The organism is Comamonas sp. 23 (assembly GCF_049601575.1).
In the GTDB taxonomy this organism is placed as follows: Bacteria; Pseudomonadota; Gammaproteobacteria; order Burkholderiales; family Burkholderiaceae_C; genus Comamonas; species Comamonas squillarum.
Window position 1 is genome coordinate 3,263,108 of the sequence record NZ_CP187127.1, and the last position, 26,791, is coordinate 3,289,898.

A 26,791-nucleotide genomic window follows, 5' to 3' on the forward strand; every position below is an offset into this window, starting at 1 on the left:
TGCATTGGGCCCCATCTAAGGGCGGGGCCAATCAAAGTTATAGGGTCAAGCCGCACGAGCAATTAGTATTGGTTAGCTTAACGCATTGCTGCGCTTCCACACCCAACCTATCAACGTCCTGGTCTAGAACGACTCTTCAGGGGGGTCAAGCCCCCGGCAGATCTCATCTTGGAACGAGTTTCCCGCTTAGATGCTTTCAGCGGTTATCTCTTCCACACATAGCTACTCGGCAATGCCACTGGCGTGACAACCGATACACCAGAGGTGTGTCCACTCCGGTCCTCTCGTACTAGGAGCAGGCTTCCTCAAATCTGCAGCGCCCACGGAAGATAGGGACCAAACTGTCTCACGACGTTTTAAACCCAGCTCACGTACCTCTTTAAATGGCGAACAGCCATACCCTTGGGACCGACTACAGCCCCAGGATGAGATGAGCCGACATCGAGGTGCCAAACACCGCCGTCGATATGAACTCTTGGGCGGTATCAGCCTGTTATCCCCAGAGTACCTTTTATCCGTTGAGCGATGGCCCTTCCATACAGAACCACCGGATCACTATGTCCTGCTTTCGCATCTGCTCGACTTGTCAGTCTCGCAGTTAAGCACGCTTATGCCATTGCACTATCGTCACGATGTCCGACCGTAACTAGCGTACCTTCGAACTCCTCCGTTACGCTTTGGGAGGAGACCGCCCCAGTCAAACTGCCTACCATGCACTGTCCCCGATCCAGATAATGGACCAAGGTTAGAACCTCAAACACACCAGGGTGGTATTTCAACGTTGGCTCCATGAGAACTAGCATCCTCACTTCAAAGCCTCCCACCTATCCTACACAGATCTGTTCAAAGTCCAATACAAAGCTACAGTAAAGGTTCATGGGGTCTTTCCGTCTTTCCGCGGGGAGATTGCATCATCACAAACATTTCAACTTCGCTGAGTCTCAGGAGGAGACAGTGTGGCCATCGTTACGCCATTCGTGCAGGTCGGAACTTACCCGACAAGGAATTTCGCTACCTTAGGACCGTTATAGTTACGGCCGCCGTTTACTGGGACTTCAATCAAGAGCTTGCACCCCATCATTTAATCTTCCAGCACCGGGCAGGCGTCACACCCTATACGTCCACTTTCGTGTTTGCAGAGTGCTGTGTTTTTATTAAACAGTCGCAGCCACCTATTCTTTGCAACCCCGTTTAGCTCCGTTTGTACAACTTCACTTACTGAGGGCACACCTTCTCCCGAAGTTACGGTGTCAATTTGCCGAGTTCCTTCTCCTGAGTTCTCTCAAGCGCCTTAGAATACTCATCTCGCGCACCAGTGTCGGTTTGCGGTACGGTCGTGTGTAGCTGAAGCTTAGTGGCTTTTCCTGGAAGCTGGGTATCACTCACTTCGTCTGCAAGCAGACCCGTTATCACCCCTCATCTTAGCCCGGCGGATTTGCCTACCGAGCACGACTACAGGCTTGAACCAACATATCCAACAGTTGGCTGAGCTAACCTTCTTCGTCCCCACATCGCACTACACATCGGTACGGGAATATTGACCCGTTTCCCATCAGTTACGCATCTCTGCCTCACCTTAGGGGCCGACTTACTCTACGCCGATGAACGTTGCGTAGAAAACCTTGCGCTTACGGCGAGCGGGCTTTTCACCCGCTTTAACGCTACTCATGTCAGCATTCGCACTTCTGATACCTCCAGCATCCGTTACCAGACACCTTCACAGGCTTACAGAACGCTCTCCTACCACGCACAGTAAAACTGTGCATCCGCAGCTTCGGTAACTGGCTTAGCCCCGTTACATCTTCCGCGCAGGACGACTCGATCAGTGAGCTATTACGCTTTCTTTAAATGATGGCTGCTTCTAAGCCAACATCCTGACTGTTTTAGCCTTCCCACTTCGTTTCCCACTTAGCCCGTTTTAGGGACCTTAGCTGGCGGTCTGGGTTGTTTCCCTCTTGAGTCCGGACGTTAGCACCCGGTGCTCTGTCTCCCAAGCTGTACTCTGCGGTATTCGGAGTTTGCATAGGTTTGGTAAGTCGCCATGACCCCCTAGCCTAAACAGTGCTCTACCCCCGCAGGTAATACTTGAGGCACTACCTAAATAGTTTTCGGAGAGAACCAGCTATTTCCAAGTTTGTTTAGCCTTTCACCCCTATCCACAGCTCATCCCCTAGTTTTGCAACACTAGTGGGTTCGGACCTCCAGTACCTGTTACGGCACCTTCATCCTGGCCATGGATAGATCACTTGGTTTCGGGTCTACACCCAGCGACTTGTCGCCCTATTCGGACTCGATTTCTCTACGCCTTCCCTATTCGGTTAAGCTTGCCACTGAATGTAAGTCGCTGACCCATTATACAAAAGGTACGCCGTCACCCCTAAGGGCTCCGACTTTTTGTAAGCATGCGGTTTCAGGATCTATTTCACTCCCCTCCCGGGGTTCTTTTCGCCTTTCCCTCACGGTACTTGTTCACTATCGGTCGATGATGAGTATTTAGCCTTGGAGGATGGTCCCCCCATATTCAGACAGGGTTTCTCGTGCCCCGCCCTACTTGTCTGCAGCCTAGTACCACCAATGCGTTTTCACATACGGGGCTATCACCCACTATGGCCGGACTTTCCATTCCGTTTTGTTAACACACTGACTATCACTGCAAGGCTCTTCCGAATTCGCTCGCCACTACTATCGGAATCTCGGTTGATGTCTTTTCCTCTGGGTACTTAGATGTTTCAGTTCTCCAGGTTCGCTTCGACAACCTATGTATTCAGTTGCCGATACCTATTGCTAGGTGGGTTCCCCCATTCAGAAATCTCCGGATCAAAGTTTATTTGCCAACTCCCCGAAGCTTATCGCAGGCTATCACGTCTTTCGTCGCCTATCATCGCCAAGGCATCCACCACATGCTCTTAGTCACTTGACCCTATAACTTTGACATCTATCTCTAGATCTCAAGCCAAGAACCCAAGCAACTGCTTTGCGAGGTCTCTCACCTCGCGCGTTATGCCGTAATGTGAATATCTTTGCTGTAGACCTGGTCGCCCAGATCCACATTCTTGAAGAATATTCGTCATTACTGAATAAAATTGCTCTCGCAAAGTTTCATTCGTTTTGACGCAATCAAATTGTTGCTGGTGGCACGGTCTGCACTAAACCTTTACGAATGTGCAGTTTCCACCAGCAACGCTGATTTTCGACTCTATGAATTTTTAAAGAACAGCCGTTTGATCCGGGAATCCGGAATCAACAACAAAACAGTCTCTTGCGAAACCGCTTTGGTGTTGAGTGATAAGTTATCAGTAAAAGTATTGGTGGAGGATGACGGGATCGAACCGACGACCCCCTGCTTGCAAAGCAGGTGCTCTCCCAGCTGAGCTAATCCCCCTGATTGCCTATAGCCGGCGCATTGCTTCGTTGCCCGCTGCTCACACACATCAGTGTGCTTCGCACCAGACGCCTCGCACTGCTTGGCTCTAGTCAATCATCGACTAACTAAAGCGGCATAAGCTCAACCTCTAATCCGTTGGAATCTATGGTGGGTCTAGTTGGGCTCGAACCAACGACCCCTGCGTTATCAACACAGTGCTCTAACCAGCTGAGCTACAGACCCATTCCACGCAGCTAACTCTTGTGAGCTAGCCACCTGGCTTGTGTTCCAACAACCGATAAGTGTGGGCGTTCAATCTTGATTGCTTTTTTGGCTCCTGCCGTGCCGATGGCACTTAACTTTGTTTGCACAAAGTTAGCATCCACCGAAACAGCGAAGCTGTTTTCCAGAAAGGAGGTGATCCAGCCGCACCTTCCGATACGGCTACCTTGTTACGACTTCACCCCAGTCACGAACCCCGCCGTGGTAAGCGCCCTCCTTGCGGTTAGGCTACCTACTTCTGGCGAGACCCGCTCCCATGGTGTGACGGGCGGTGTGTACAAGACCCGGGAACGTATTCACCGTGACATTCTGATCCACGATTACTAGCGATTCCGACTTCACGCAGTCGAGTTGCAGACTGCGATCCGGACTACGACTGGCTTTATGGGATTAGCTCCCCCTCGCGGGTTGGCAACCCTTTGTACCAGCCATTGTATGACGTGTGTAGCCCCACCTATAAGGGCCATGAGGACTTGACGTCATCCCCACCTTCCTCCGGTTTGTCACCGGCAGTCCCATTAGAGTGCCCTTTCGTAGCAACTAATGGCAAGGGTTGCGCTCGTTGCGGGACTTAACCCAACATCTCACGACACGAGCTGACGACAGCCATGCAGCACCTGTGTTACGGTTCTCTTTCGAGCACATGTCCATCTCTGGTCACTTCCGTACATGTCAAAGGTGGGTAAGGTTTTTCGCGTTGCATCGAATTAAACCACATCATCCACCGCTTGTGCGGGTCCCCGTCAATTCCTTTGAGTTTCAACCTTGCGGCCGTACTCCCCAGGCGGTCAACTTCACGCGTTAGCTTCGTTACTGAGAAAGTTAATTCCCAACAACCAGTTGACATCGTTTAGGGCGTGGACTACCAGGGTATCTAATCCTGTTTGCTCCCCACGCTTTCGTGCATGAGCGTCAGTACAGGTCCAGGGGATTGCCTTCGCCATCGGTGTTCCTCCGCATATCTACGCATTTCACTGCTACACGCGGAATTCCATCCCCCTCTACCGTACTCTAGCTATGCAGTCACAAAGGCCGTTCCCAGGTTGAGCCCGGGGATTTCACCTCTGTCTTACATAACCGCCTGCGCACGCTTTACGCCCAGTAATTCCGATTAACGCTCGCACCCTACGTATTACCGCGGCTGCTGGCACGTAGTTAGCCGGTGCTTATTCTTACGGTACCGTCATCACTCTCCTTTATTAGAAGAGAGCTTTTCGTTCCGTACAAAAGTAGTTTACAACCCGAGGGCCTTCATCCTACACGCGGCATTGCTGGATCAGGCTTTCGCCCATTGTCCAAAATTCCCCACTGCTGCCTCCCGTAGGAGTCTGGGCCGTGTCTCAGTCCCAGTGTGGCTGGTCGTCCTCTCAGACCAGCTACAGATCGTCGGCTTGGTAAGCTTTTATCCCACCAACTACCTAATCTGCCATCAGCCGCTCTAGTAGCGCAAGGCCCGAAGGTCCCCTGCTTTCATCCTTAGATCTCATGCGGTATTAGCTACTCTTTCGAGTAGTTATCCCCCACTACTAGGCACGTTCCGATGTGTTACTCACCCGTTCGCCACTCGTCAGCATCCGAAGACCTGTTACCGTTCGACTTGCATGTGTAAAGCATGCCGCCAGCGTTCAATCTGAGCCAGGATCAAACTCTATAGTTCGATCTTGAATTTAAAGTCTCTCGACTACTCACTCACTTGACGGAATAAAAAAGATCCTAAGATCTTCATCATTACTGTTTAAAGTGAGCGCTTGTTTTGCTCCGAAGAACATATGGCAATCGCCACCAAACGCCCACGCTTATCGGCTGTTAATTTTTAAAGACCTGACCCAAGAGCCTCAACCCTCAGATCCCCTTCGCCGCGATCAGCGAAGCCTTGTATTGTAGCACAGCTTTTTGAACTGCTTGACAAAGTTTTCAGCGTCTCCGCCAAACCCCTTGTCAGCATCTCAAAAAAACAAACCTTGCGAACCGCCCTCTTTCGAGTCTGGCAGCTTTGCAAGGCATCGTGCTGTCGATAGACGCTATTGTATAGGCGTTTTCCGACAGCTTTTCAGGAAATTGCAATTTTTTTCAACTGCAGCGGCCGGTCAGACCTTCCACTTCTCCAGCAGCTTTTCTGGACGCAAGCTGTCGTAGCCTTCGAACGGCTGGTGGATCCAGGGGTTGGTCGCCAGGAACTCCACCGAGTAATCGGGTGTGAAGGTGGAAACACCCTTGGTCCAGATCACCGCACTGCGCAGCTCCGTGATGGGCGCGTAGTTGTTCTTGAGCATGTTGATCACGGCATTGAGCGTGTGACCCGAGTCCGCGAGGTCATCGACCAGCAGCACGCGGCCAGCGATCTCACCCTTGGGGGTGGTGATGAAGCGCGCGATATCCAGGTGACCCTGCTGCGTACCGGCCTCGGCGCGGTACGAACTGGTCGACATGATGGCCAGGGGCTTGTCAAAAATACGGCTCAGGATGTCGCCAGGACGCATACCACCGCGAGCCAGACACAAGATGGTGTCGAACTCCCAGCCCGATTGGTGAATCTTGATGGCCAGTTTTTCAATCAGGCCATGGTACTCGTCGTAGCTGACATACAAGTGCTTGCCGTCTTCAGTAAGCATGGGTTTCCTCAATCAAAAGTAGCAACCAGGGCTTAGGCCTGGTAAGGGTTGTGCATCAGGATCGTATGGTCGCGATCCGGGCTGGTCGAGACAACGGCAATGGGCACACCGGTGACTTCGGCAATACGGTCCAGGTATCGGCGCGCATTGACGGGCAGCTTGTCGTATTCGGTCACACCCACGGTGGTGTCGGTCCAGCCGGGAATGGCTTCGTAGATGGGCTTGCAGCGCTCGATGTCGTCTGCACCCAGGGGCAGCAGGTCGATGCGCTCGCCATCGAGCTCATAGCCCACGCACAGCTGCAGCTCTTCGATGCCGTCGAGCACATCCAGCTTGGTGATGCACAGACCGGACAGGCCGTTGATCTGGGCCGAGCGCTTGAGCAAGGCCGCATCAAACCAGCCGCAGCGGCGATAGCGGCCGGTGGTGACGCCCTTTTCCGCGCCCACGGTGCTCATCACCCAACCGGGGGTGCCTTCCTTTTGCCATTCCAGCTCGGTCGGGAAGGGACCACCACCAACACGGGTGCAGTATGCCTTGGTGATACCCAGCACATAGTGCAGCAGGCCCGGGCCCACGCCCGCACCGGCAGACGCATTGCCAGCCACGCAGTTGGACGAGGTCACATAGGGGTAGGTGCCGTGGTCCACATCCAGCAGCGAGCCTTGCGCGCCTTCAAACAGCAGGTTGCCGCCTTCGGCATGCACCTGGTTCAGCTCGGACGAGACATCGGCAATCATCGGCTTGATCAGCTCGGCGTGTTGCATGGCTTCGTTGTAGACGGCGTCGAACTGGATCTCGCCATTCTTCATGTACGGAGCGAGTTGCGGGCCGAAGTCGAACTTCTGCGAACCGAGCACGCTCACCAGGATGTGGTTGTGCAGGCTCAGCAGCTCGCGCAGCTTGGTGGCAAAACGCTCGGGGTGCTTGAGGTCTTGCACGCGCAGTGCACGGCGGGCAATCTTGTCCTCATAGGCCGGGCCGATGCCCTTGCCGGTGGTGCCGATCTTTTGCACGCCGCCTTGTTCACGGGCCGCTTCACGGGCCAGGTCTAGCGCTTGGTGGAAAGGCAGGATCAGCGGGCAGGCTTCAGACACGCGAAGGCGATCACGCACCTGAACGCCGGCCTTCTCCAGGCCTTCGATTTCTTCGAACAGCTTGCCCACGGACAGCACCACACCATTGCCAATGTAGCACTTGACACCAGGACGCATGATGCCGCTGGGGATCAGATGCAGTGCCGTCTTCACGCCATTGATGACCAAGGTGTGGCCGGCATTGTGGCCACCCTGGAAGCGCACCACACCTTGTGCGCTCTCCGTCAGCCAATCGACCAACTTACCCTTGCCTTCGTCACCCCATTGAGTGCCAACCACAACAACGTTGCGACCTTTGGAGATAGCCATGTCTTTTCCCATCCAAGAACAAAATACGGTTAAATGCTGCGCACGATCCACTGGCCATCGACTTCGGCCAGTTCGCGGTCACAATTGAATTCGTCGACTTCATCGTCATGCCCGGGCAAGGCGCAGACCACGGTTTCACCGGCCTGGCGCAGGCGGGCGATGACCTCGCGCATATCGTGGCGGTCCACCCAGGGCGCGCGAATGGCAGCCTTGAGGGGCCGCGGCTCGACCACCGGCACCAGCTGCTTGATATCCAGACTGAAACCAACGGCAGGACGGCTGCGGCCAAAAGCGGCGCCCACCTCGTCATAGCGGCCGCCACGCACCAGCGCATCGGTCACGCCTTGCGCATAGATCGCAAAGCGCATGCCGCTGTAGTAGGAGTAGCCGCGCAGATCGGCCAGGTCAAACGTCACAGCCGGGCTGTCGATGCGGCTGGCCAGTTGGCGCAGGTCCGCCAGAATCGGTGCAACACCCGGGATGGCTGCCAGGGCCTTTTCCGCCTCGGCCAGCACCTCCACATCGCCATACAGGTTGAGCAAGGCACGCAGTCCATCGCGCTGGGCCGGCGGAAAATCGCGGGTCAGCGACGCGAGCTCGGAGGCATCCTTGACCGCCAGCGCCGCATGCACGCGGCGCAGGGTCGGCAGATCCACCAGCAAGCCCGCCAACAGGCGCTGAACAATGCGCACATCGGCCAGGTCCACCGAGAAATCATGCAGCTGGGCTACGCGCAGCGACGCGGTCGCCAGCGCGATCACCTCCACATCCGCCTCTACCCCGGCATGGCCGTAGATTTCAGCGCCAAACTGCAAGGGCTCGCGGGTCGCATGGGGGCGATCGGGCTTGGCATGCAGCACCGGCCCGCAGTAGCACAGACGCGTCACACCCTTGCGGTTGAGCAAATGGGCATCGATGCGAGCGACTTGTTGGGTGGTGTCAGGGCGGATGCCCAGGGTGCGACCGGAGAGCTGGTCCACCAGCTTGAAGGTCAGCAGGTCCAGCGCTTCACCGGAGCCGGAGAGCAGCGAGTCCAGATGCTCCAGCAGTGGGGGCATCACCAGTTCGTAGCCGTAAGCACAAGCCGTGTCGAGCAGGCCACGCCGAAGCTCTTCGATGTGTCGCGCTTCAGAAGGCAGCACATCGGCAATGTGATCCGGAAGGATCCAAGCAGACATGGGGAATTGGGAGGGCTGTTAAAAACGTGATTCTACAGGGATGACGGCGGGCGATCCGCATTTCCTGCTCTCGGCACTGCGCCTTTGCGGCCATTACAGAGCCCAGCGCCTAGCGATGCTATAAGAAACCCCAATGAAAAAAGCCACTTTGCGAATGCAAAGTGGCTGGCAGGGAGCGCTGACCCAGGCTTACTTGGTGCCTGACGAGCGATAGCCCTTGAAGAAATCCGAGGACGATGGATCGACCACGATCACGTCCGACTTCTTGTTGAAGCTGGATTTGTAGGCCTCCAGGCTGCGGTAGAACTGCGCGAACTGCGGGTCTTTGCCAAAGGCATCAGCATAGACCTTGGCCGCTTCGGCGTCACCCTCACCCTTGAGCGCCTGGGCGTCACGGTAGGCATTGGCCACCGTCACTTCACGCTGGCGATCGGCATCGGCGCGGATCTTTTCACCCACGGCACCACCGGTCGAGCGCAGCTCATTGGCCACGCGTTTGCGCTCGGCTTCCATACGGCTGTAGACCGATTCGGTAATGGCCTCCACATAATCAACGCGCGTGATGCGCACGTCCACAATGTCGATACCCCAGGGCTTGCTGCCCTTGACCGCTTCGAGCACTTCGCGCTTGACGTCGGCCATGGTCTGCTCGCGCTTGCCAGAGATCATGTCCTGCACGGTACGGCGGTTGACCTCCTCCTGGAAGGCATTGCGCACCACACGGTTGAGCTGGATCGCGCCCTGGCCTTCGGTCGTACCCACGTTGCGGATATAGGCCGAAGGGTCGGTGATGCGCCAGCGCACATACCAGTCGATCACCACGCGCTGCTTCTCGGCAGTCAGCATCGATTCGGTATCGGTGCTGTCCAAGGTCAGCAGGCGCTTGTCCAGGTAGGTCACGTTCTGCAGCGGTGGCGGCAGCTTGAAGTTCAAGCCCGGCTCCGTGATGACTTCCTTGATCTGGCCGAGCGCATACTTGATGCCGAACTGCCGCTGATCGACGACAAACACGGTGGAGCTGAGCAAGGCCAGCACCACCAGGACGGTTGAAGCTAAAAATCCCATTCGATTCACAAATCACTCCTAGCGCGACTCGCGGTCACGGGTACGGCTGGTATCACGGGCACGGGCATCGGGCACCGACGGTGCGGGCGCAGGTGCGGTGGTCGTGGACGCGTTCGAGCTGGCAGCAGCATCGCCTGCCGCAGCCCCGCCCTGGGTCTGCTGCATGATCTTGTCCAGCGGCAGGTACAGCAGGTTGGAGCCTTGCTTGGAATCGACCACGACCTTGGTCACATTGCTGTAGACCTGTTGCATGGTTTCCAGGTACAGACGGTCACGCGTGACCACCGGCGCCTTTTGGTACTCGGTATAGATTGACGAGAAGCGCTGGGCATCACCCTGGGCCTGCGCCACGATCCGGGCCTTGTAAGCGGCAGCTTCTTCCATCAGGCGCGACGCCGTACCGGTGGCGCGTGGCACCACATCGTTGGCATAGGCCTCAGCCTGGTTCTTGGTGCGCTCACGCTCCTGCCCGGCCTTGAGCACGTCGTCAAATGCCGCCTGCACCTGCTCTGGCGGGCGCACGCCGCCTTGCTGCAGATTGACGCCCACGACCTCGACACCGATCTTGTAGCGATCCAGGATGACCTGCATCAGCTCACGCACGCGGGGCGCAATCTGGTCGCGCTCTTCGGCCAGTGCCGCATCCATCTTCATCTTGCCCACCACCTCACGCACGGCGGTTTCGGCCACCTGGATGACGGTGTCAGCTGGCGCCTTGCTCTCGAACAGCCAGGCACGCGCATCGCTCAGGCGGTACTGCACGGCGAACTTGATCTCGACGATGTTCTCGTCTTCGGTCAGCATCGCCGATTCGCGCAGACCAGTGGTCTTGATGATGCTGTCGCGGCCCACATCGGCAGAGCGGATCTGCGAGACATAGACCAGCTCATGGCGCTGGATCGGATACGGCAGGCGCCAGTTGATACCGGCATTGACGGTCTTGTGGTACTTGCCGAACTGCGTGATGACCGCTTGCTGGCCTTCTTGCACGATGAAAAAGCCGGTACCCAGCCAGATCAGTGCGGCAACGCCGACGATCAGGCCCAGGCCAACGCCTGCGCCCTTGAACTCGGGCGGCTGCCCTGCACTGCCGCGGCCCGTGCCACCGCCTTTGCCGCCACCGAACAAACCACCGAGCTTTTTGTTCAGGTCCTGCCACAGCTCGTCCAGATCCGGGGCACCGTTGGTGCCAGGGCGCTGCGGGTTGGGCCGGTTGTTCTGCTCGGGCGGGTTGTAAGGCGGGCGAGATGGCTCTTGACCTGCATTGCTGCTGTCGTCCTTGCCATCGTCACCCCGCCCCCAGCGAGGATCGTTCAGGTTAAACATTCCGCGCAGGCCCTGCGGCAGCAAGGCCAGGCGCGGAAAACGTGAATGAAGTTTCATTAGCGATGTCTCTATGAATCAGCGTTACAAGCGCATGCAAGCAGCCATTGTGGCAGCCCTAGGAGGCATTTCCCAGCAATTCGTCATCAGCGTCTGGGGCTATCTCCCAAGCATCGCCCGCATCGAGCGCTGCCTGGCGAGCGACCAGGGCCTGGGCCAGGTGCTCGCGCACGGCCTCGAGCCCCTGCCCCTTGGCTGCGCTGACAAAGAATCGTGGAACCTGCACCCCATCGAGCTCATAGCTGTCTGCAAGCGCTGGTGGCCGCCGGTCTGGCTCAATGGCATCCAGTTTATTGAATACCAGAACCTGCGGCACGTTTTCTGCCCCAATTTCCCGAAGAACCTTTTGGACTTGTTGTATTTGTTCCGGGTGGGCAGGGTTGGAGGCATCGACCACATGCAGCAGCAGATCTGCATCGACCGCTTCTTGTAGTGTTGCCTCAAAAGCATTGACCAGCCCGTGGGGCAGGTCACGAATAAAACCGACCGTATCGGAGATGGAGATGGAGCGCTGTGCCGACTCCAAATACATCTGCCGCGTCGTCGTGTCCAAGGTCGCAAACAGCTGGTCAGCAGCGTAGGCGCGGGCCTTGACCACGGCGTTGAAGAAGGTCGATTTGCCGGCATTGGTGTAACCCACCAACGAGACATTGAAAGTGTCGTTGCGCTGGCGCTGGCGGCGCTGCGTGGCGCGCTGCTTCTTGACCTTGAGCAGCCGGTCCTTGGTGCGCTTGATCGCATCGTTGATCATGCGCTTGTCCAGCTCGATCTGCGTCTCACCCGGGCCGCCACGCGTGCCGATACCGCCGCGCTGGCGCTCCAAGTGCGACCAGCGGCGCACCAGGCGCGTGCTGAGGTACTGCAGCTTGGCCAGTTCGACCTGGAGCTTGCCTTCATGGCTGCGTGCGCGCTGCGCGAAGATCTCGAGGATCAGCAAGGTCCGGTCATTGACCGGCATCTGCAAATGGCGCTCCAGATTGCGCTGCTGGGCCGGGCTGAGCGCCTGGTCAAACAGGATCTCGGTGGCACCATGGGTCTGCGCCACCAGGCGGATCTCATCGGCCTTGCCGCTGCCCACAAACAGCGCCGCGTCGGGCACCTTGCGCTTGCACACCAGGCGCGCGACCGGGTTCAGGCCAGCCGTTTGGGCCAGCAGTCCCAGCTCTTCGAGCTCGGAATCGAAGTGCGGAAAACCAAAATCCACCCCGACCAGCATGACCGGGGTGGATTTTTTGTCGTTGGAATTTTGTTGATTACTCAATGATGTAGAGCTGCTCACCCGCGAGTTGCGCGAGTGTTGTGCTATCAAAAGCGTTAGGCTGAAGCTTCGTTGTCTTGCGAGTCAGGTGCCGAGAAGTTCACGGCACGACCGGGGACAATGGTCGAGATCGCATGCTTGTACACCATCTGGGTGACGGTGTTGCGCAGCAGCACAACGTACTGGTCAAAAGATTCGATCTGGCCTTGGAGCTTGATGCCGTTGACCAAATAGATGGACACTGGCACATGCTCGCGGCGCAGAGCGTTGAGGAAGGGATCTTGCAGAAGTTGGCCTTTGTTGCTCACGATATTCTCCGTGTTCGGACAGTGTTGTTGTAAAACGCCACCTTACCACAGTGGCATCCTAACTGAACGATAAATGGTTTTTTCCATGTGATGGGTCTGTGGATCAGACCTCATCTCACTTGTACGCTATCAATCTTTGTCAGCGTAAGGGTTATGTGAGGTCTTGAATTCAATCCGCAAGGGGGTGCCGATCAAATTAAATTCCTTGCGGAAACGCCCTTCCAGGAATCGCTTGTACGCATCGGTGATGTGTTCGAGCGAATTGCCGTGGATCACGATCACCGGCGGGTTCATGCCACCTTGGTGCGCATAGCGCAGCTTGGGGCGGTAAGGCCCGATCTTCTTGGGGGTCTGGTACTGCACCGACTCCAGCAGCACGCGCGTGAGCACGGGCGTCGGCATCTTGCACAGGGCCGACTTGTGCGCCTGGGTCATCGAGGTCCACAGCGGGCCCAGGCCCTGGCGCTTCTTGGCCGAGATGAAGTGCAGCGGTGCAAACTTCAGGAAGGACAGGCGCAGCTCGATTGAGCGCTCCAGCATCTGGCGGCCGTAATCATCGAGCGCATCCCACTTGTTGACGGCCAGCACCACGGCGCGACCGCTCTCCAGAATGTAGCCGGCGATGTGGGCGTCCTGGTCGGTCACGCCTTGCGTGGCATCGAGCAGCAGCAGCACCACGTTGGCGCCTTCAATGGCCTGCAAGGTCTTGACCACCGAGAACTTCTCGATCGCCTCGAACACGCGGCCCTTGCGGCGCAGACCCGCGGTGTCGATCAGCTGGAACTTTTGGCCACTCTTCTCGAACGGCACCGCAATCGCATCGCGCGTGGTACCGGCCATGTCAAAGGCCACCAGGCGCTCTTCACCCAGCCAGGTATTGATCAAGGTGGACTTGCCCACATTCGGGCGCCCTGCCACGGCCAGCTTGATGACGCTCTCATCTTCTTCGGGCTCTGCATCCTCGTCCTGGTTGAGCCAAGGCAATTTCTCCAGCGCCATGTCGATCATGGTGCGGATGCCCTGGCCGTGCGCGGCCGAGACCGGGAACACCTCACCCAGACCGAGCTCATAGAACTCGGCCAACTGGCCGCCGTCCTTCATGCCTTCGGCCTTGTTGCCCACCAGCATGGCAGGCTTGCCCAGGCGGCGCAGGTAGCCGGCAATCTCATGGTCCTGGGCCGACAGGCCCAGGCGCACATCGACCACGAACAGCACCACATCCGCCTCGGCCACGGCCTGGCGGGTCTGCTTGGCCATTTCCTTGAAAATGCCACTGGTCGCATCGGGCTCGAAACCACCGGTATCGATCACGATGTATTCGTGCTTGCCCTGACGGCCTTGGCCGTAATGGCGATCACGCGTCAACCCGGCAAAGTCGGCAACGATGGCGTCGCGCGACTTTGTCATGCGGTTGAACAAGGTGGATTTGCCCACATTGGGGCGCCCCACCAAAGCAATAACTGGCTTCATTCCTGACTACTTTTTCTTTTCTTACTCGGGCCGAAAGCCATACACCGCGCCGTCATTCGTCTGCACCACCATGGTGTTGCCCGCCACTACCGGCGCCACGGAGATACCGGAGCTGTTGGTAGAGAAGCGGTTGAGCGGCGAGCCGTCTTTCTTGGACAGCATATGCACCGTGCCCGAACTATCACCAAAAATCACAGAGCGGCCCAGCACCAGCGGCTGGCTCAGCTTGCGGTAGCGCAGGCGATTGCTCGTCCACACCACGCTGCCGCCCTCATGCGCCCAGGCTGTGATCACGCCATTGCCATCGGCACCGGCCACCACCTCGGCATCACCCGAGATGCCATTGATACCGTCGGCACGCACGGTCCAGCTCAGCTGCGCGGTAGCGGCATCAATACAGCCCACGGCCATCTGGTAGGCACGCGTGCACAGCACCGAGCCTTGGCGCGAGACGCCACCCACCAGCTCCACCAGACGCTCAACGTCATTGGTGCCACGGGGGCTGGCAATCGGCACTTCCCAGCGCAGTGCGCCAGTGTTGGGGTCGATACCGACAAAGCGGCCCGAGACGCCAGCGACCAGGGTGTCCTGATAGGCGGTCAGCACACCGCTTTGGCGCAGCACCAGCGCTTCGCTGGTCTTGGCCTGGCTCCAAAGTGCCTGGCCTGAGGCCGCATCAAAGGCCTGCACCGAACGGTCCGCGCTTTGCACGAAGATGCGCTCGCCCGCCACCAGCGGCGCGGTATAGACACGCGCTGGCAGGCGCTTGCGCCACATTTCCTTGCCCTGGGTCAGCGCCACCAGGTTGCCGTCTTCGGTCACCACAGCGGCCCATTTGCCATCACTGCCCACGCCCGCCGAGAGCTTCTGGCCCACGTTGACGCGCCAGAGATCGGCACCCGTGTCGGCATTGATCGCAGCCACCTGGCCGTCGGCCGAAGCCAGGGTCACCACCTTGCCGCTGACATTCATCACCAAGGTGGGATTGCTCTTGCCAATGCGCTGCGTCCAGACCTGCTGCACGGACAGCAGTGCGACATTGGGCTCCAGCTCAGTGGGCTTGCGCTTGTCCGACGAGAACAAAGAGCAGCCCGCAATGGCCAGCGCCACTGCCGATACCGTCAAAACCTTGGCTGCAGCAGCTGCTGCAGCATATGCCTGTTGTTGTTTCATGCGCACTGCCTTCTGCCATCCATCACTTCAGATCTTCGCCCAGCGCATTGAGCTTGACGGAGATCACGTTGCGGTATTCCACGCCCGGTTCGGTCTTTTGCAAGGCCGCCTTGTAGGACTCGATGGCTTGCGCCTTGTCGCCTTTGGCCAGGTAGACATCGCCCTTGTGGTCTGCCACCACGGCATCGAACTCGGTCGGCATCTTGGTGCCCAGCACCTTGAGCGCCTCGTCATAGGCCTGGCTGTTGAGCAGCACCGCTGCCAAACGCACGCGGGCGGTGGCCTTGAGGCCTTCGTCCGATGCATTGTCTGCCACCCAGGTGAGCGCTGCCTTGGCATCGTCCATCTGGCCCTTGTCACCCGCCGCCTTGGCCACCAGCAGACCGGCATGCGCCGCCTGCACAGTGCTGCCGTAGTTGCTGCGCAGATCGCCAAAGGCCTGGTCGATACGGGTCTTGTCACCCGAGTTGACGGCCGACTCGACCGCCGACGACAGTGCGCTCGCTTGCGATGCCTGGCGGTTTTGCCAGTACTGGTAGCCATTCCAGGCGGCAAAGCCACCCAGCACAATCACCAGTACCGTGGTGATCAAGGTGCCCCACTTGTTCCAGAAGTGCTTGAGCTGGTCTATCTGTTCCTGTTCTTCCAGATCTAAATGCGTTGCCATATTGTTCTAATGGAGTTGAATCAAAAAAAAGCTTGCCGCTGCGACTGCGCTTATGCGCGCAGTTGCGCTGCCCAACCGGCCACGGCGTCGATAGCGCGTTCAGCTTGGGCGCCCTCGCCATCGCGCAGCTGCTTGACGGTCACCATGCCGCGCTGCATCTCGTCGCTGCCAAAAATCAGCGCGCAAGCGGCGCCGCTGGCATCGGCCTTCTTGAACTGCGACTTCATGCTGCCCAGGCTCCCTGCCACCGCTGAGCCATGCATCTGCACCCGCACACCGGCTTGTCGCAGGGTCTGCATCACGCGCATGGCCTGCGGCAGCAGGGCTGCGTCCGGCAGGATAGCGTAGGCGTCAATAGACGGGCGATCCCACTGGATATTCAGCTCCTTGATCAGCTCGAGCACGCGCTCGATGCCCATACCCCAGCCCACGGCCGGCGCGGGCTTGCCGCCAATCTGCTCGATCAGGTAGTCATAGCGGCCGCCGCCGCAGATCGTGCCTTGCGAGCCGAGCTTGTCGGTGATGAACTCGAACACCGTCAGGTTGTAGTAGTCCATGCCGCGCACCAGGCGCGGGTTGACCGACCAGGCCACGCCGTTGGCGTCCAGGATGTCCTGCACGGCCTTGAGGTGGGCCTTGGAGTCTTCGCCCAGAAAATCGAGCAGCTGGGGCGCGGCATTGACCATCGCCTGCATCGCTGGGTTCTTGGTGTCGAGCACGCGCAGTGGGTTGCTGTACATGCGGCGCTTGCCCTCGTCGTCCATCACTTCGGTGTGCTGCTCAAAATAGGCCACCAGCGCCTCACGGTGGGCGCGGCGCTCCTCGGGCTGGCCCAGGCTGTTGAGCTCCAGGCGCACGCCTTCAATGCCCAGGTCCTTCCACAGCTGCGCGGCCAGCAGGATCACCTCGGCATCGAGCTCGGCGCCGCCAAAGCCCATGGCTTCGACACCCACCTGGTGGAACTGGCGGTAGCGGCCGCGCTGGGGCTTTTCGCGGCGGAACATCGCGCCGATGTAGAACAGGCGCTTGCCGCCGTCATAGAGCAGGTTGTTCTCGACCACGGCACGCACCACACCAGCCGTGCCTTCGGGGCGCAAGGTCAGATGCTCGGCCTGGCCATGCTTGTCGGCCCGGTCTTCGAAGGAATACATTTCCTTCTCGACGATATCGGTCACCTCACCCAGGCCGCGCACAAACAGCGCCGTATGCTCGGCCAGCGGCGTGCGGATATTGCGGTATGCAAAACACCCCATCACATCGCGCACCTTGCCTTCAAACCATTCCCACATGGCCGAATCGGGCGGCAGGATATCGTTCATGCCTTTGATGGCGGCCAGCTTTTCATTCATGCCCATGGGCTTTAATCTCTCTGTTCAGTCTGCTTGCAAACACTTGCCAGGCCAGCAAGTGCAACTCTCAATTATCTACCTTGGCAGCACCGTAGCGGCGCTCCACATAGGCCTGCACGATCTCGTGGAACTCCTGCGCAATGCGGTCACCGCGCAGGGTCAGCGCCTTTTCGCCATCGATAAAGACGGGGGCAGCAGGCGACTCGCCATTGCCCGGCAGGCTGATGCCGATATCGGCATGCTTGCTCTCGCCGGGGCCATTGACGATGCAGCCCATCACGGCCACCTTCATCTTCTCGACACCGGGGTACTTCACACGCCAGACCGGCATTTGCGAGCGCAGGTGCTGGTCGATGTCGCGCGCCAGCTCCTGGAAGGTGGTGCTGGTGGTGCGGCCACACCCCGGGCAGGCGGTGACGCTAGGCACAAAGCTGCGCATGCCCATGGCTTGCAGAATCTCGCTGGCAACCACCACCTCTTGAGTGCGCGCTTCACCCGGCTGCGGGGTCAGCGACACGCGGATGGTGTCGCCAATGCCGTCCTGCAGCAGGATCGACAGCGCAGCGGCCGAGGCCACCGTGCCCTTGGTGCCCATGCCCGCCTCGGTCAGCCCCAGGTGCAGTGCATAGTCGCAGCGCGCAGACAGGCCGCGGTAGACCGCCACCAGATCCTGCACGCCACTGACCTTGCAGGACAGAATGATCTGGTCGCCATTCAGGCCCATCTCCTGGGCACGCTGCGCAGAGGAGATGGCCGAGGTGATCAGCGCCTCGTACATCACCTGGCGCCCATCCCAGGGAACCGCGCGGCGGCTGTTCTCGTCCATCAGCTCGGCGAGCAACTCCTGGTCCAGGCTGCCCCAGTTCACGCCAATGCGCACGGCCTTGTCATACTGCATGGCCGCCTCGATCATCTGGCCAAACTGCTTGTCCTTCTTGTCGCCCTTGCCCACGTTGCCCGGGTTGATGCGGTACTTGGACAGTGCCTTGGCGCAGTCAGGGAATTCGGTCAGCAGGCGGTGGCCGTTGTAGTGGAAGTCGCCCACCAGCGGCACGTTCTCGCCCATGCGGTCGAGCTGCTCGCGCACATAGGGCACCGCTGCTGCGGCCTCGGGTGTGTTGACGGTGATGCGCACCATCTCCGAGCCCGCCTGCGCCAGCTCCTTGACCTGGATGGCCGTCTCGATCACATCCACGGTATCGGTATTCGTCATCGACTGTATGCGCACCGGCGCATCGCCCCCGACCGTCACCACACGGTCACCCCAGACCACACGGGCCTGGCGGCTTTTGCGCGCGGCCGGTGCCACCATGGGCACAGGCAACAGGATGTTCTCTTCTTGCACTTAATTCACCTCAAAACGGGCGGTGCTGCCCTTGGTCACTTTTTTCAGATCAAAAACCGACCCGCGCAGCTGCATCTCCACCCCCACCGCATTGCCCACGATGAGCTTGAGCGGCGGCGTGGCCGCGATATCTTCACTCGTGCCAGCGCGGATGGTCTTTTCAAACACCACCTTGCCGCTGGCTTCCTTGACCTGCACCCAGCTGTCCTGGCTGGCCTTGAAATGCAACAACGGCGCGCCCTCTGTAGGAGCAGCAGCCGCAGGGGCCGCAGCGGCCGGGCTGGACTGGCCAGCCAGCGCAGCGCTGCCACCGGCGTCAGTTGCGCCATTGGCCGGTGCCTCGGGCACGGGGTCGGTCGAGCTGCCACCCAGTGCCACCGGCTCGGGCTGGTCAGCCACACCGGCGACATTGTTCGAGCGTGCCGGCGCCAGCGCAGACGCGGCGGCTTGGCTCTTCCAGTAATCTGCCAGCTGCGGATAAAACAGCACGCCAACGGTCGCTACGATCAGCAGCACGACCACGCCCATCCAGGGAAAAGGCTTGCTGCTGGGAAAATCGTTTTTCTTGCTCTGCGCCGGGCCCACGGCCACGCGGGTCTTGACGCTTTCCACGCCAGAGTTCAGGTCCTTGCCAGGCGGCTTGGGCAACTGTGCCAGCACGGGCGCCGGATCGATCTTGAGGACACGGCACACGGCGGAGGCCAGTGCGCGCACAAAGACCACGTCCGGGAAGGCGCTCCAATTGCCCGCTTCCAGCGCTTCGAGCTTGTGCACCGACACCTTCAGGTGCGCGGCCACGGCCGGCAGGTGGTAGCCCAGCTCCTCGCGCGCCTGGCGCAGCATCTCGCCAGCGCTCATCACGCCGCCTGGGGACGCATCGCTGGCGTTCGTTGCTTGTTGGATATCAGACTCGATCACAGCACGCCTCCACCAGCAATACGTGCCGCCTCTTTGGAGTCGGGGAAACGCTTTTGCAATTGGGCAGCGAGCGCACGCGCGCTCGCTCCATCGCCCAGGGCTTTTTCAATTTGGATACCGAGGAACAGGGAGCCGGCATTGGCCAGCTCGCCGTTGTTCAGGCGCCGGATATAGAACTGCGCGCGGCGTGCATCGCCGCGCTGGTTCAGCAGCTTGGCGAGGTTGAAGCTGACGATGGGGTTGCCCGCGTCGTAGTCATAGGCCTTGAGCAAGCTGGCCTCGGCCTCGGCAGGCTTGCCGGCCGCTTCATGGCACAGGCCCTGCGCCATCAAGGTCTTGGCTTGCTGAAAATACTGGCGCTGCGCCAGTGCCTGGTTGAAATAGCGGTCAGCCGCCTCGTATTTTTTCTCCTGGCAGAGCAACCAGCCGTGGTTGTGCATGATGTCGCCATCGGTAGGCTTGAGCGACTGGGCCTTGCTGAAGCTCTCAGCAGCAATATCGGGCTCGCCCAGCTGCATGTAGATGAGGCCACGCATGTTGTAGGCATCACCGCTGTTGGGGTCGAGCGCCAGCACTTGCTTGATCTCGTCGAGCGCGATGGTGGTCTTGCCAGACTGGAAATAGTTGGCGGCCAGCTCAAGGCGGATGCGCGCGCGCCGATGGATTTCGGTCTCATCGGATTGGGTGACATAGGCGGCATCCTCACGGGCCGTACTGCTGCTGGTACCACAGCCCGACAAACCGCCTACCAGGGCCAAACCCAGCAAGGCGGCAGCCGTGAGGCGATGTACCCTCGGTTGCCCTTTTGTCACAGCCTCTTGCATGCACACCCTCCTCAAACTGTTTGGACTATTTCTAGACTTGCGCCAGCGGTATGACCCGGTTCTTGGCCATGCGTTCTGCCGCTTTGGTGCGGTCCTTCACATCGCCAGCGAGCTGGCCGCAAGCCGCATCGATGTCGTCACCCCGGGTCTTGCGCACGGTGGTCACAACGCCCGCATCCGAGAGCATCTTGGCAAATTCCGTCACCCGACTGGCAGGTGATCGTAACAGACCCGAGGCTGGAAAAGGGTTGAATGGAATCAAATTGAATTTGCACCATGCCCCGCCGTTGCCCGCATACTCTCGCACCAGTGCTATCAATTGCTGGGCATGCTCGGGTTGGTCGTTGACGCCGTCGAGCATGCAGTACTCAAAGGTGATGAAGTCACGCGGCGCAAACTCCAGGTAGCGGCGGCAGGACTGCATCAGCTCGTCAAGCGGGTATTTCTTGTTCAGCGGCACCAGACCATTGCGCAGCGGATCGTTGGGAGCGTGCAGCGACACGGCCAGCGCCACCGCGCAATCCTGCGCCAGGCGGTCCATCATCGGCACGACGCCCGAGGTGGAGACGGTGACGCGGCGGCGCGACAGACCATAGCCATGGTCATCGAGCATGGTGCGCAGCGCGGGCACCAGGGCCGTGTAATTTTGCAGGGGTTCGCCCATGCCCATCATCACCACGTTGGAGATGATGCGCTCATCGCGCCCCAGGCGCTTGCGCAGCGCGTGTTCGGCAAACCACAGCTGCGCCATGATTTCGCCGGTGGTCAGGTTGCGGCTGAAGCCCTGGTGCCCTGTCGAGCAAAAGCGGCATCCCACCGCGCAACCGGCCTGCGAAGAGACGCACAAGGTGCCACGGTCATCTTCGGGAATGAATACGGATTCGACAGCATTGCCATCACCCACGTCGAACAGCCACTTGACCGTTCCGTCGGCGGACACATGCTCGGTGATCACGGGCAGCGCCGTGACATGGGCCGTGCCCTTGAGTTTTTCGCGCAGGGACTTGGCCAGATCGGTCATCTGGTCGAAATCGGCTGCACCGCGCTGGTGGATCCAGCGAAAAAGCTGCGTGGCCCGGAAGCGCTTCTCTCCCAGCCCTTCGCAAAAGGCGGTCAAACCAGCCAAATCAAAATCAAGCAAATTGGTGGTCATGGATATACGCTCGGGCCACTTACCTATGCCACGCGGCCTTGCGGCCGCGTACATGTCAATTAACGGGAATAGACGTTCATGCCGGGGAAGAAGAACGCCACTTCCACAGCGGCGGTCTCAGCGGCGTCAGAGCCGTGCACGGCGTTGGCGTCGATGCTGTCAGCGAAGTCAGCGCGGATCGTGCCCTTGTCAGCCTTCTTGGGGTCGGTAGCGCCCATCAGCTCACGGTTCTTCAGGATGGCGTTTTCGCCTTCCAGAGCCTGGATCATCACAGGACCGGAGATCATGAAGTCCACCAGATCCTTGAAGAAAGGACGGGCAGCGTGCACAGCGTAGAACTGCTCAGCGTCTTGACGCGACAGTTGCACCAGCTTGGCGGCCACGATCTTCAGGCCAGCAGCTTCAAAGCGGGCGTAGATTTGACCGATAACATTCTTAGCCACTGCATCGGGCTTGATGATCGAGAGGGTACGTTCGATTGCCATAATAAATTTCCTGTTGATGGATTTTTTGCTCTAAAAGCAAACCTTTGATTGTACGGTGTCCGGGAAGTCAGCGGCGTGACTACGACCTTCCACCGCGCTTGAATCCGCCACCGCTCTTGCGCTGGCCCTGGCGCTGACGCGTCAGGCTGTCATGACCGATGTAGCCCAGCGAGGTCTTCATCGGATCGGGTTGGGTACTGCGCTTCTCGGGCGCCTTGCGCAAGCCGCCGCCCCGGGTGTTCTTGGCAGGGCCCACCGATGGGCGCGGGCCGTTGTGCTGGGGACGGTTGTCGCTGCGCCCGCCCCGGCCCGCGGCATTTTGCTCGCGGGGTTTGCGCTCCACCACGCCACCGGCCGCCACGGTCAGCGCCTGGATGTCACGCTGGTCGAGCTCGACCCAGGAGCCCCGGCGCAGGCCGCGCGGCAGCACCATCGCGCCGTAGCGGATACGGATCAGGCGGCTGACCGCGTGACCCACCGACTCGAACATGCGGCGCACTTCACGGTTACGGCCTTCGGAGATGGTGACGCGGTACCAGCAGTTGGCGCCTTCGCCTCCGCCGTCGTCGATGGAGCCAAAGCTCGCCACGCCGTCTTCCAGGTTCACGCCAGCGAGCAGCAAGGCCTTTTCTTCATTGGTCAGTGCACCCAGCACGCGCACCGCGTACTCACGCTCGAGGCCAAAGCGCGGGTGCATCAGGTTATTGGCCAGTTCACCGGAATTGGTGAACAGCAGCAGGCCTTCGGTGTTCAGATCGAGACGGCCAATGGACTGCCACTTGCCGTGCGAGACGCGCGGCAGCTTGCGGAACACCGTGGGGCGGTTTTGCGGGTCGTCATGCGTCACCACCTCACCGACCGGCTTGTGGTAGGCGAGCACGCGCGCTGGCGGCTGCTCGATGCGGAAGGTGATCAGCTTGCCATTCACACGGATCTTGTCGCTGTGCAAAATGCGCTGACCGACGTGGGCCGGCTCGTTGTTGACGGAGATGCGGCCTTCCAGAATCAGGCGCTCCATCTCCAGGCGCGAACCCATGCCCGCCTGGGCCAGCAGCTTGTGCAGCTTGGGCGCTTCCACATGGGGCTGGAGCACGCGCTTGACCGGTGCGGGGGTATCCGAGTCTTCCGCCGCTTCCAGCGCGCCGGCCACCACATCTTCGAAGGCATAGCCTTCCGACTCGGCATCGCGCTGCGGGCGGCCCGCAGGACCACGGCCCCGGGCGGGCGGCGCATCGCCTTGCGCGCCCTGCGCATCACGCGGCTGTCCATCACGCTCGCGGAAACGGCGGGCACGGGCCGGGTAACGGCTCACGCGCGGCTCGCCATCACGGCGCGCACGCGGCTCACCGGCGGGCTGGGCAGCAGCGTCGCCATCAGCCTCGCCGGCGTCAGCGCGCGCCGCCTGGAATTCGTCAGCCGCTGCAGCTTGCGCAGGCACGGCACGCTTGCGCGGGGCGCGGCGCTTGCCGGACGGGGCAGCGCCTTCTTGCAAGGCCTTATCTCCGTCCTGGGGCGCATTCATATCGCTGGTATCACTCATCATTTTTTTGCTTTTCTACCCCGCCTGGTGCGGAATTATGTGCATCGTCATCACGGTCCAAAGGATCCGCATCTATTTCTGCGGCCGCTGCGGCGGGGGCATCTGCCTCGCCACTTGCCGCCTGGGCCTCAGCCGCCTGATGGGCGGCAGTATCTTCATCACCGGCAGCCTCACCTAAGGGTGAGGTCTGCACATCCTGCGCGTCTTGTAAATCCTGCGCGTCCTGCAACTCTTCCAAAGCATCCACCTCGTCCGCGGGCGCTACCATCGGCATCGACTCGCCCACCAACTCAAAAGCCTCGGCGTCCGGCAGCCCGGCATCCTGCGGCACAGCTTCGTCCGGCGCAGCCTCCAGCGGCAGGCTGTCAAACATCGTCTGCGGCTGGTTGCTGCTGTCCAACTCGGGCAACTGGTCCAGCGACTGCAGACCCAGGTCGTCCAAAAACTGCCGGGTGGTCGCCAGCAGCGCAGGCCGCCCGATGGTCTCCCGGTAGCCAATCACCTCCACCCAGCCCCGGTCCTCCAACTGCTTGATGATCAAGCTGTTGACGGTCACCCCCCGGATATCTTCGATATCGCCACGGGTGACCGGCTGCCGGTAGGCAATGATGGCCAAGGTCTCCAAGGTTGCACGCGAGTACTTGGGCGGCTTCTCGGGGTGCAAACGGTCCAGGTACTCGCGCATCTCCGGCCGGCTCTGAAAGCGCCAGCCCGATGCCACCTGCACCAACTCCACACCGCGATGGGACCAATCGAGCTGCAGCTCCTGCAGCAGCACCTTGAGCGTATCCGTTCCCAAATCATCGGCAAACAATTCCCGCAGCTCACGCACGGTGATGGGCTGGGGCGCGCAGATCAGCGCAGTCTCCAGCACCCGTTTTGCTTCCAAAGTATGCATGCGATAAATCCCTGTTGGCACGCCAGCGCGCGGGCTGCGTGTTGAGACAAAGGAATGCGTATCAAGAGGGCCGCGTTTGCATGGCCAAGATCACGGCGCAGGCATAAACGCCCATAGCCGTCGGCACTGGGCGCCACCGTTGCAGTGCGCAAACCAGATGTTTGGGCTGGTCAAAAACCAGAACTGCATGGGTGGCGCTTAGGCCAATTGGGCTAAATTATACCGAAGATCCCAATTTTCCATCGCCGAGGTGATATCGGCAGGCGGCAGCGCGAACCAGGACATGCTCTGCCCGGTGACCGGATGCACGAAGGCCAGCCGCAGCGCATGCAAGGCCTGGCGCTCCATGCCGGCAGCCGGTGTGCCGCCGTAGAGCGTGTCGGCCAGCAGCGGGTGCTGGAGCGAGGCCATGTGCACGCGGATCTGGTGCGTGCGCCCGGTATGCAGGCTGCAGAACACCGCGCAGCCCTGCTCGCCATTGACCAGCAGGCGGATATCGGTGCGCGCCGGTTTACCCGGGTGCTGGGCCAGATCGACCGCCGCCATGCGCAGCCGGTTGCGCGGATCACGGCCAATGGGCAGGCTGACCGAGGTCTGCGCTGCGCCCTGCCAGGGCTTGTGGCCCAGCGCCAGGTAATTGCGGCGCACATCGCGCGCGGCAATCAGCTTGACCAGCGCATCCATGGTCTGGCGCTCACGCGCCACGACCATCAGGCCGCTGGTGTCCTTGTCGAGCCGGTGCACAATGCCCGCGCGCGGCAGCTGGGCCGCCTTGGCGTCATAGGCCAGCAAGGCATTGAGCAAGGTGCCGCTCCAATTGCCTGGCGCGGGGTGCACCACCATGCCGGCGGGCTTGTTGATGATGAGCAGGTGCTCGTCCTGGTAGACCACATCGAGCGCAATGTCCTGCGGCAAAAAGGCCTGGCTTTGCTGCGTAGGACGCAGCTCGACCACCGCCTGGTCACCGGCCTTGACCTTGGCGCTGGGCTTGAGGCCGGACTTGCCATTGACCAGCACCGCGCCTTGCAGCAGCAAGGCCTGCAGGTAGCTGCGCGAGAACTCCGGCACCCACTGCGCCAGCGCCTTGTCCAGGCGCATGCCATGCTCAGCCACCCCGGCCACGACCGTGCGGCTTTCCCAGGCCTGCGACTCGACCTCCGCCGACTCCTCATCGCCTTCAGGCGAGGACAAAGGGGCATCGTCCAAATGGGAAAAGCCGGCATCGTCGGCGGGCGGCGATGTCGGCTTCGAAGAAGTGCCCGGCATCAGCGGGAAGGCAGGTAGCGCGATGGATCGACCGGCTTGCCCTGGCGGCGCACCTCAAAGTGTAGCTTGACGCGGTCGGCGTCGGAGCTGCCCATCTCGGCAATCTTCTGACCCTTCTTGACCACCTGGTCGTCCTTGACCAGCAAGGTCTGGTTGTGGGCGTAAGCGGTCAGGTAGGTGTTGTTGTGCTTGACCAGAATCAGGTTGCCGTAGCCGCGCAGGCCTGCACCCGAGTAGATCACCCGGCCGTCGGCCGCTGCTACGACCGGATCGCCGGCTTTGCCACCAATATCCACACCCTTGTTACGCGCATCGTCAAAGCCTTGAATGACAGCACCCGACGCCGGCCAGATAAAGCCCAGATTGCCATCAGAGGCAGCCGGTGCAGAAGCTGCGGCAGCAGGCGCTGGGGCGGGTGCGGGCGTCGCCGCTGGCGTGTTCGCACCGGTCACAGCCGGCGCAGTCGCTGCCGGGGCAGCACTGGCAGTGGCCGTCACCGGTGGCACCACACGCAGCACCTGGCCGACTTCAATGACGTTGGGATTGTCCAGATTGCTCCAGCGGGCAATGTCACGCCAGTTCTGGCCGTTGTCGGCCGCAATGCGCATCAAGGTCTCGCCGGGCTTGACGGTGTAGTAGCCGGGCTTGCCGGCGTTTTCTGCGCCAGGCAAGGTGGCCGGATCAATGCGTGCTGGCGCAGAGGCGGTCGACGAAGGCGTGCGACCTGCCGATGAACCCCGATCTTCCACGGGCGCCTGGTTGAGCGATGTGCTACCACAACCCGCCAGCACCATGGCCGCTACCACACTGGCACCCCAGGTCAAAACACCACGTGAATCCAACATAC

General features: G+C 60.1%; 20 protein-coding genes, 2 tRNA genes and 2 rRNA genes. All 24 read right to left on the bottom strand.

Going from position 1 to position 26,791, the window contains the following annotated elements; genetic code table 11:
- Positions 1-41: 41 nt before the first annotated feature.
- The 24 genes from ACPEE1_RS14820 to ACPEE1_RS14935 all read right to left on the bottom strand — a co-directional run bounded on the left by ACPEE1_RS14820 (position 42) and on the right by ACPEE1_RS14935 (position 26,789).
- A 23S ribosomal RNA gene (locus ACPEE1_RS14820) occupies positions 42-2,920 on the bottom strand.
- Between the two features lie 386 nt (positions 2,921-3,306).
- Positions 3,307-3,382: transfer RNA gene (locus ACPEE1_RS14825), tRNA-Ala, on the bottom strand.
- Between the two features lie 148 nt (positions 3,383-3,530).
- Positions 3,531-3,607: transfer RNA gene (locus tag ACPEE1_RS14830), tRNA-Ile, on the bottom strand.
- Between the two features lie 167 nt (positions 3,608-3,774).
- Positions 3,775-5,303: ribosomal RNA gene (locus ACPEE1_RS14835) — 16S ribosomal RNA — on the bottom strand.
- Together the 16S and 23S rRNA genes with 2 tRNA genes alongside form the textbook arrangement of a ribosomal RNA operon.
- Positions 5,304-5,733: 430 nt before the next feature.
- Positions 5,734-6,258 carry a phosphoribosyltransferase gene (locus ACPEE1_RS14840; RefSeq protein ID WP_021027527.1) on the bottom strand — a complete coding sequence of 175 codons (525 nt, stop codon included), beginning with the start codon at positions 6,256-6,258 and terminating at the stop codon, positions 5,734-5,736.
- A 32-nt stretch (positions 6,259-6,290) separates the two neighbouring features.
- Entirely contained in the window at positions 6,291-7,664 is a 1,374-nt protein-coding gene (locus ACPEE1_RS14845) for an adenylosuccinate synthase (protein WP_260719323.1), read from the bottom strand.
- A gap of 29 nt (positions 7,665-7,693) precedes the next feature.
- Positions 7,694-8,842: an ATP phosphoribosyltransferase regulatory subunit gene (locus ACPEE1_RS14850; protein WP_260719322.1), complete on the bottom strand. Its 1,149-nt coding sequence runs from the start codon at positions 8,840-8,842 to the stop codon at positions 7,694-7,696.
- A 189-nt stretch (positions 8,843-9,031) separates the two neighbouring features.
- Positions 9,032-9,916, bottom strand: coding sequence for a protease modulator HflC (hflC, locus tag ACPEE1_RS14855; RefSeq protein WP_021027524.1), 885 nt, complete (start codon positions 9,914-9,916; stop codon positions 9,032-9,034).
- Between the two features lie 9 nt (positions 9,917-9,925).
- Entirely contained in the window at positions 9,926-11,290 is a 1,365-nt protein-coding gene (gene hflK, locus ACPEE1_RS14860) for an FtsH protease activity modulator HflK (RefSeq protein ID WP_116925230.1), read from the bottom strand.
- A gap of 58 nt (positions 11,291-11,348) precedes the next feature.
- Complete coding sequence (hflX, locus tag ACPEE1_RS14865; RefSeq protein ID WP_021027522.1) at positions 11,349-12,506, bottom strand: GTPase HflX; 1,158 nt, start codon at positions 12,504-12,506, stop codon at positions 11,349-11,351.
- A gap of 98 nt (positions 12,507-12,604) precedes the next feature.
- Entirely contained in the window at positions 12,605-12,856 is a 252-nt protein-coding gene (gene hfq / locus ACPEE1_RS14870; protein WP_116925229.1) for an RNA chaperone Hfq, read from the bottom strand.
- A 129-nt stretch (positions 12,857-12,985) separates the two neighbouring features.
- Positions 12,986-14,326, bottom strand: coding sequence for a ribosome biogenesis GTPase Der (der, locus tag ACPEE1_RS14875; protein ID WP_260719321.1), 1,341 nt, complete (start codon positions 14,324-14,326; stop codon positions 12,986-12,988).
- A gap of 21 nt (positions 14,327-14,347) precedes the next feature.
- Positions 14,348-15,499, bottom strand: a complete 1,152-nt coding sequence (bamB, locus tag ACPEE1_RS14880; protein WP_116925227.1) for an outer membrane protein assembly factor BamB — start codon at positions 15,497-15,499, stop codon at positions 14,348-14,350.
- 22 nt (positions 15,500-15,521) lie between these two features.
- The gene (locus ACPEE1_RS14885; protein WP_116925226.1) at positions 15,522-16,166 is read right to left on the bottom strand and encodes a YfgM family protein; all 645 of its coding nucleotides are present in this window, start codon (positions 16,164-16,166) and stop codon (positions 15,522-15,524) included.
- 50 nt (positions 16,167-16,216) lie between these two features.
- Positions 16,217-17,521: a histidine--tRNA ligase gene (gene hisS / locus ACPEE1_RS14890; protein WP_423933545.1), complete on the bottom strand. Its 1,305-nt coding sequence runs from the start codon at positions 17,519-17,521 to the stop codon at positions 16,217-16,219.
- Positions 17,522-17,582: 61 nt separating this feature from the next.
- Positions 17,583-18,827: a flavodoxin-dependent (E)-4-hydroxy-3-methylbut-2-enyl-diphosphate synthase gene (gene ispG / locus ACPEE1_RS14895; protein ID WP_116925289.1), complete on the bottom strand. Its 1,245-nt coding sequence runs from the start codon at positions 18,825-18,827 to the stop codon at positions 17,583-17,585.
- A gap of 33 nt (positions 18,828-18,860) precedes the next feature.
- On the bottom strand, positions 18,861-19,778 hold the full coding sequence (locus tag ACPEE1_RS14900) for a helix-turn-helix domain-containing protein (RefSeq protein WP_423933547.1): 918 nt from the start codon (positions 19,776-19,778) through the stop codon (positions 18,861-18,863).
- The gene (gene pilW / locus ACPEE1_RS14905) at positions 19,775-20,590 is read right to left on the bottom strand and encodes a type IV pilus biogenesis/stability protein PilW (protein WP_423933549.1); all 816 of its coding nucleotides are present in this window, start codon (positions 20,588-20,590) and stop codon (positions 19,775-19,777) included. The genes ACPEE1_RS14900 and pilW overlap by 4 nt, the downstream gene beginning before the upstream one ends.
- 43 nt (positions 20,591-20,633) lie before the next feature.
- Entirely contained in the window at positions 20,634-21,755 is a 1,122-nt protein-coding gene (rlmN, locus tag ACPEE1_RS14910) for a 23S rRNA (adenine(2503)-C(2))-methyltransferase RlmN (RefSeq protein WP_021027514.1), read from the bottom strand.
- A 59-nt stretch (positions 21,756-21,814) separates the two neighbouring features.
- Entirely contained in the window at positions 21,815-22,240 is a 426-nt protein-coding gene (ndk, locus tag ACPEE1_RS14915; RefSeq protein WP_021027513.1) for a nucleoside-diphosphate kinase, read from the bottom strand.
- A 79-nt stretch (positions 22,241-22,319) separates the two neighbouring features.
- Positions 22,320-23,783: a pseudouridine synthase gene (locus tag ACPEE1_RS14920; RefSeq protein ID WP_423933553.1), complete on the bottom strand. Its 1,464-nt coding sequence runs from the start codon at positions 23,781-23,783 to the stop codon at positions 22,320-22,322.
- Positions 23,773-24,678, bottom strand: coding sequence for an SMC-Scp complex subunit ScpB (gene scpB / locus ACPEE1_RS14925; RefSeq protein WP_423933556.1), 906 nt, complete (start codon positions 24,676-24,678; stop codon positions 23,773-23,775). Before scpB ends, ACPEE1_RS14920 begins: the two co-directional genes overlap by 11 nt.
- 198 nt (positions 24,679-24,876) lie before the next feature.
- Positions 24,877-25,944 carry an RluA family pseudouridine synthase gene (locus ACPEE1_RS14930; protein ID WP_423933559.1) on the bottom strand — a complete coding sequence of 356 codons (1,068 nt, stop codon included), beginning with the start codon at positions 25,942-25,944 and terminating at the stop codon, positions 24,877-24,879.
- Entirely contained in the window at positions 25,944-26,789 is an 846-nt protein-coding gene (locus ACPEE1_RS14935; protein WP_260719315.1) for a peptidoglycan DD-metalloendopeptidase family protein, read from the bottom strand. Before ACPEE1_RS14935 ends, ACPEE1_RS14930 begins: the two co-directional genes overlap by 1 nt.
- Between the last annotated feature and the right edge of the window lie 2 nt (positions 26,790-26,791).

Excerpts from the sequence above, each read along its gene's own strand:
- ACPEE1_RS14930 (WP_423933559.1), bottom strand. The coding sequence starts at position 25,944 with ATGCCGGGCACTTCTTCGAAGCCGACATCGCCGCCCGCCGACGATGCC.
- ACPEE1_RS14840 (WP_021027527.1), bottom strand. The coding sequence starts at position 6,258 with ATGCTTACTGAAGACGGCAAGCACTTGTATGTCAGCTACGACGAGTAC.
- ACPEE1_RS14935 (WP_260719315.1), bottom strand. The coding sequence starts at position 26,789 with ATGTTGGATTCACGTGGTGTTTTGACCTGGGGTGCCAGTGTGGTAGCG.
- hflX (WP_021027522.1), bottom strand. The coding sequence starts at position 12,506 with ATGCTGGTCGGGGTGGATTTTGGTTTTCCGCACTTCGATTCCGAGCTC.
- hisS (WP_423933545.1), bottom strand. The coding sequence starts at position 17,521 with ATGGGCATGAATGAAAAGCTGGCCGCCATCAAAGGCATGAACGATATC.
- rlmN (WP_021027514.1), bottom strand. The coding sequence starts at position 21,755 with ATGACCACCAATTTGCTTGATTTTGATTTGGCTGGTTTGACCGCCTTT.
- der (WP_260719321.1), bottom strand. The coding sequence starts at position 14,326 with ATGAAGCCAGTTATTGCTTTGGTGGGGCGCCCCAATGTGGGCAAATCC.
- ndk (WP_021027513.1), bottom strand. The coding sequence starts at position 22,240 with ATGGCAATCGAACGTACCCTCTCGATCATCAAGCCCGATGCAGTGGCT.
- ACPEE1_RS14920 (WP_423933553.1), bottom strand. The coding sequence starts at position 23,783 with ATGATGAGTGATACCAGCGATATGAATGCGCCCCAGGACGGAGATAAG.
- ispG (WP_116925289.1), bottom strand. The coding sequence starts at position 18,827 with ATGGTGGCACCGGCCGCGCGCAAAAGCCGCCAGGCCCGTGTGGTCTGG.
- ACPEE1_RS14845 (WP_260719323.1), bottom strand. The coding sequence starts at position 7,664 with ATGGCTATCTCCAAAGGTCGCAACGTTGTTGTGGTTGGCACTCAATGG.
- scpB (WP_423933556.1), bottom strand. The coding sequence starts at position 24,678 with ATGCATACTTTGGAAGCAAAACGGGTGCTGGAGACTGCGCTGATCTGC.
- ACPEE1_RS14850 (WP_260719322.1), bottom strand. The coding sequence starts at position 8,842 with ATGTCTGCTTGGATCCTTCCGGATCACATTGCCGATGTGCTGCCTTCT.
- bamB (WP_116925227.1), bottom strand. The coding sequence starts at position 15,499 with ATGAAACAACAACAGGCATATGCTGCAGCAGCTGCTGCAGCCAAGGTT.
- hflK (WP_116925230.1), bottom strand. The coding sequence starts at position 11,290 with ATGAAACTTCATTCACGTTTTCCGCGCCTGGCCTTGCTGCCGCAGGGC.
- ACPEE1_RS14885 (WP_116925226.1), bottom strand. The coding sequence starts at position 16,166 with ATGGCAACGCATTTAGATCTGGAAGAACAGGAACAGATAGACCAGCTC.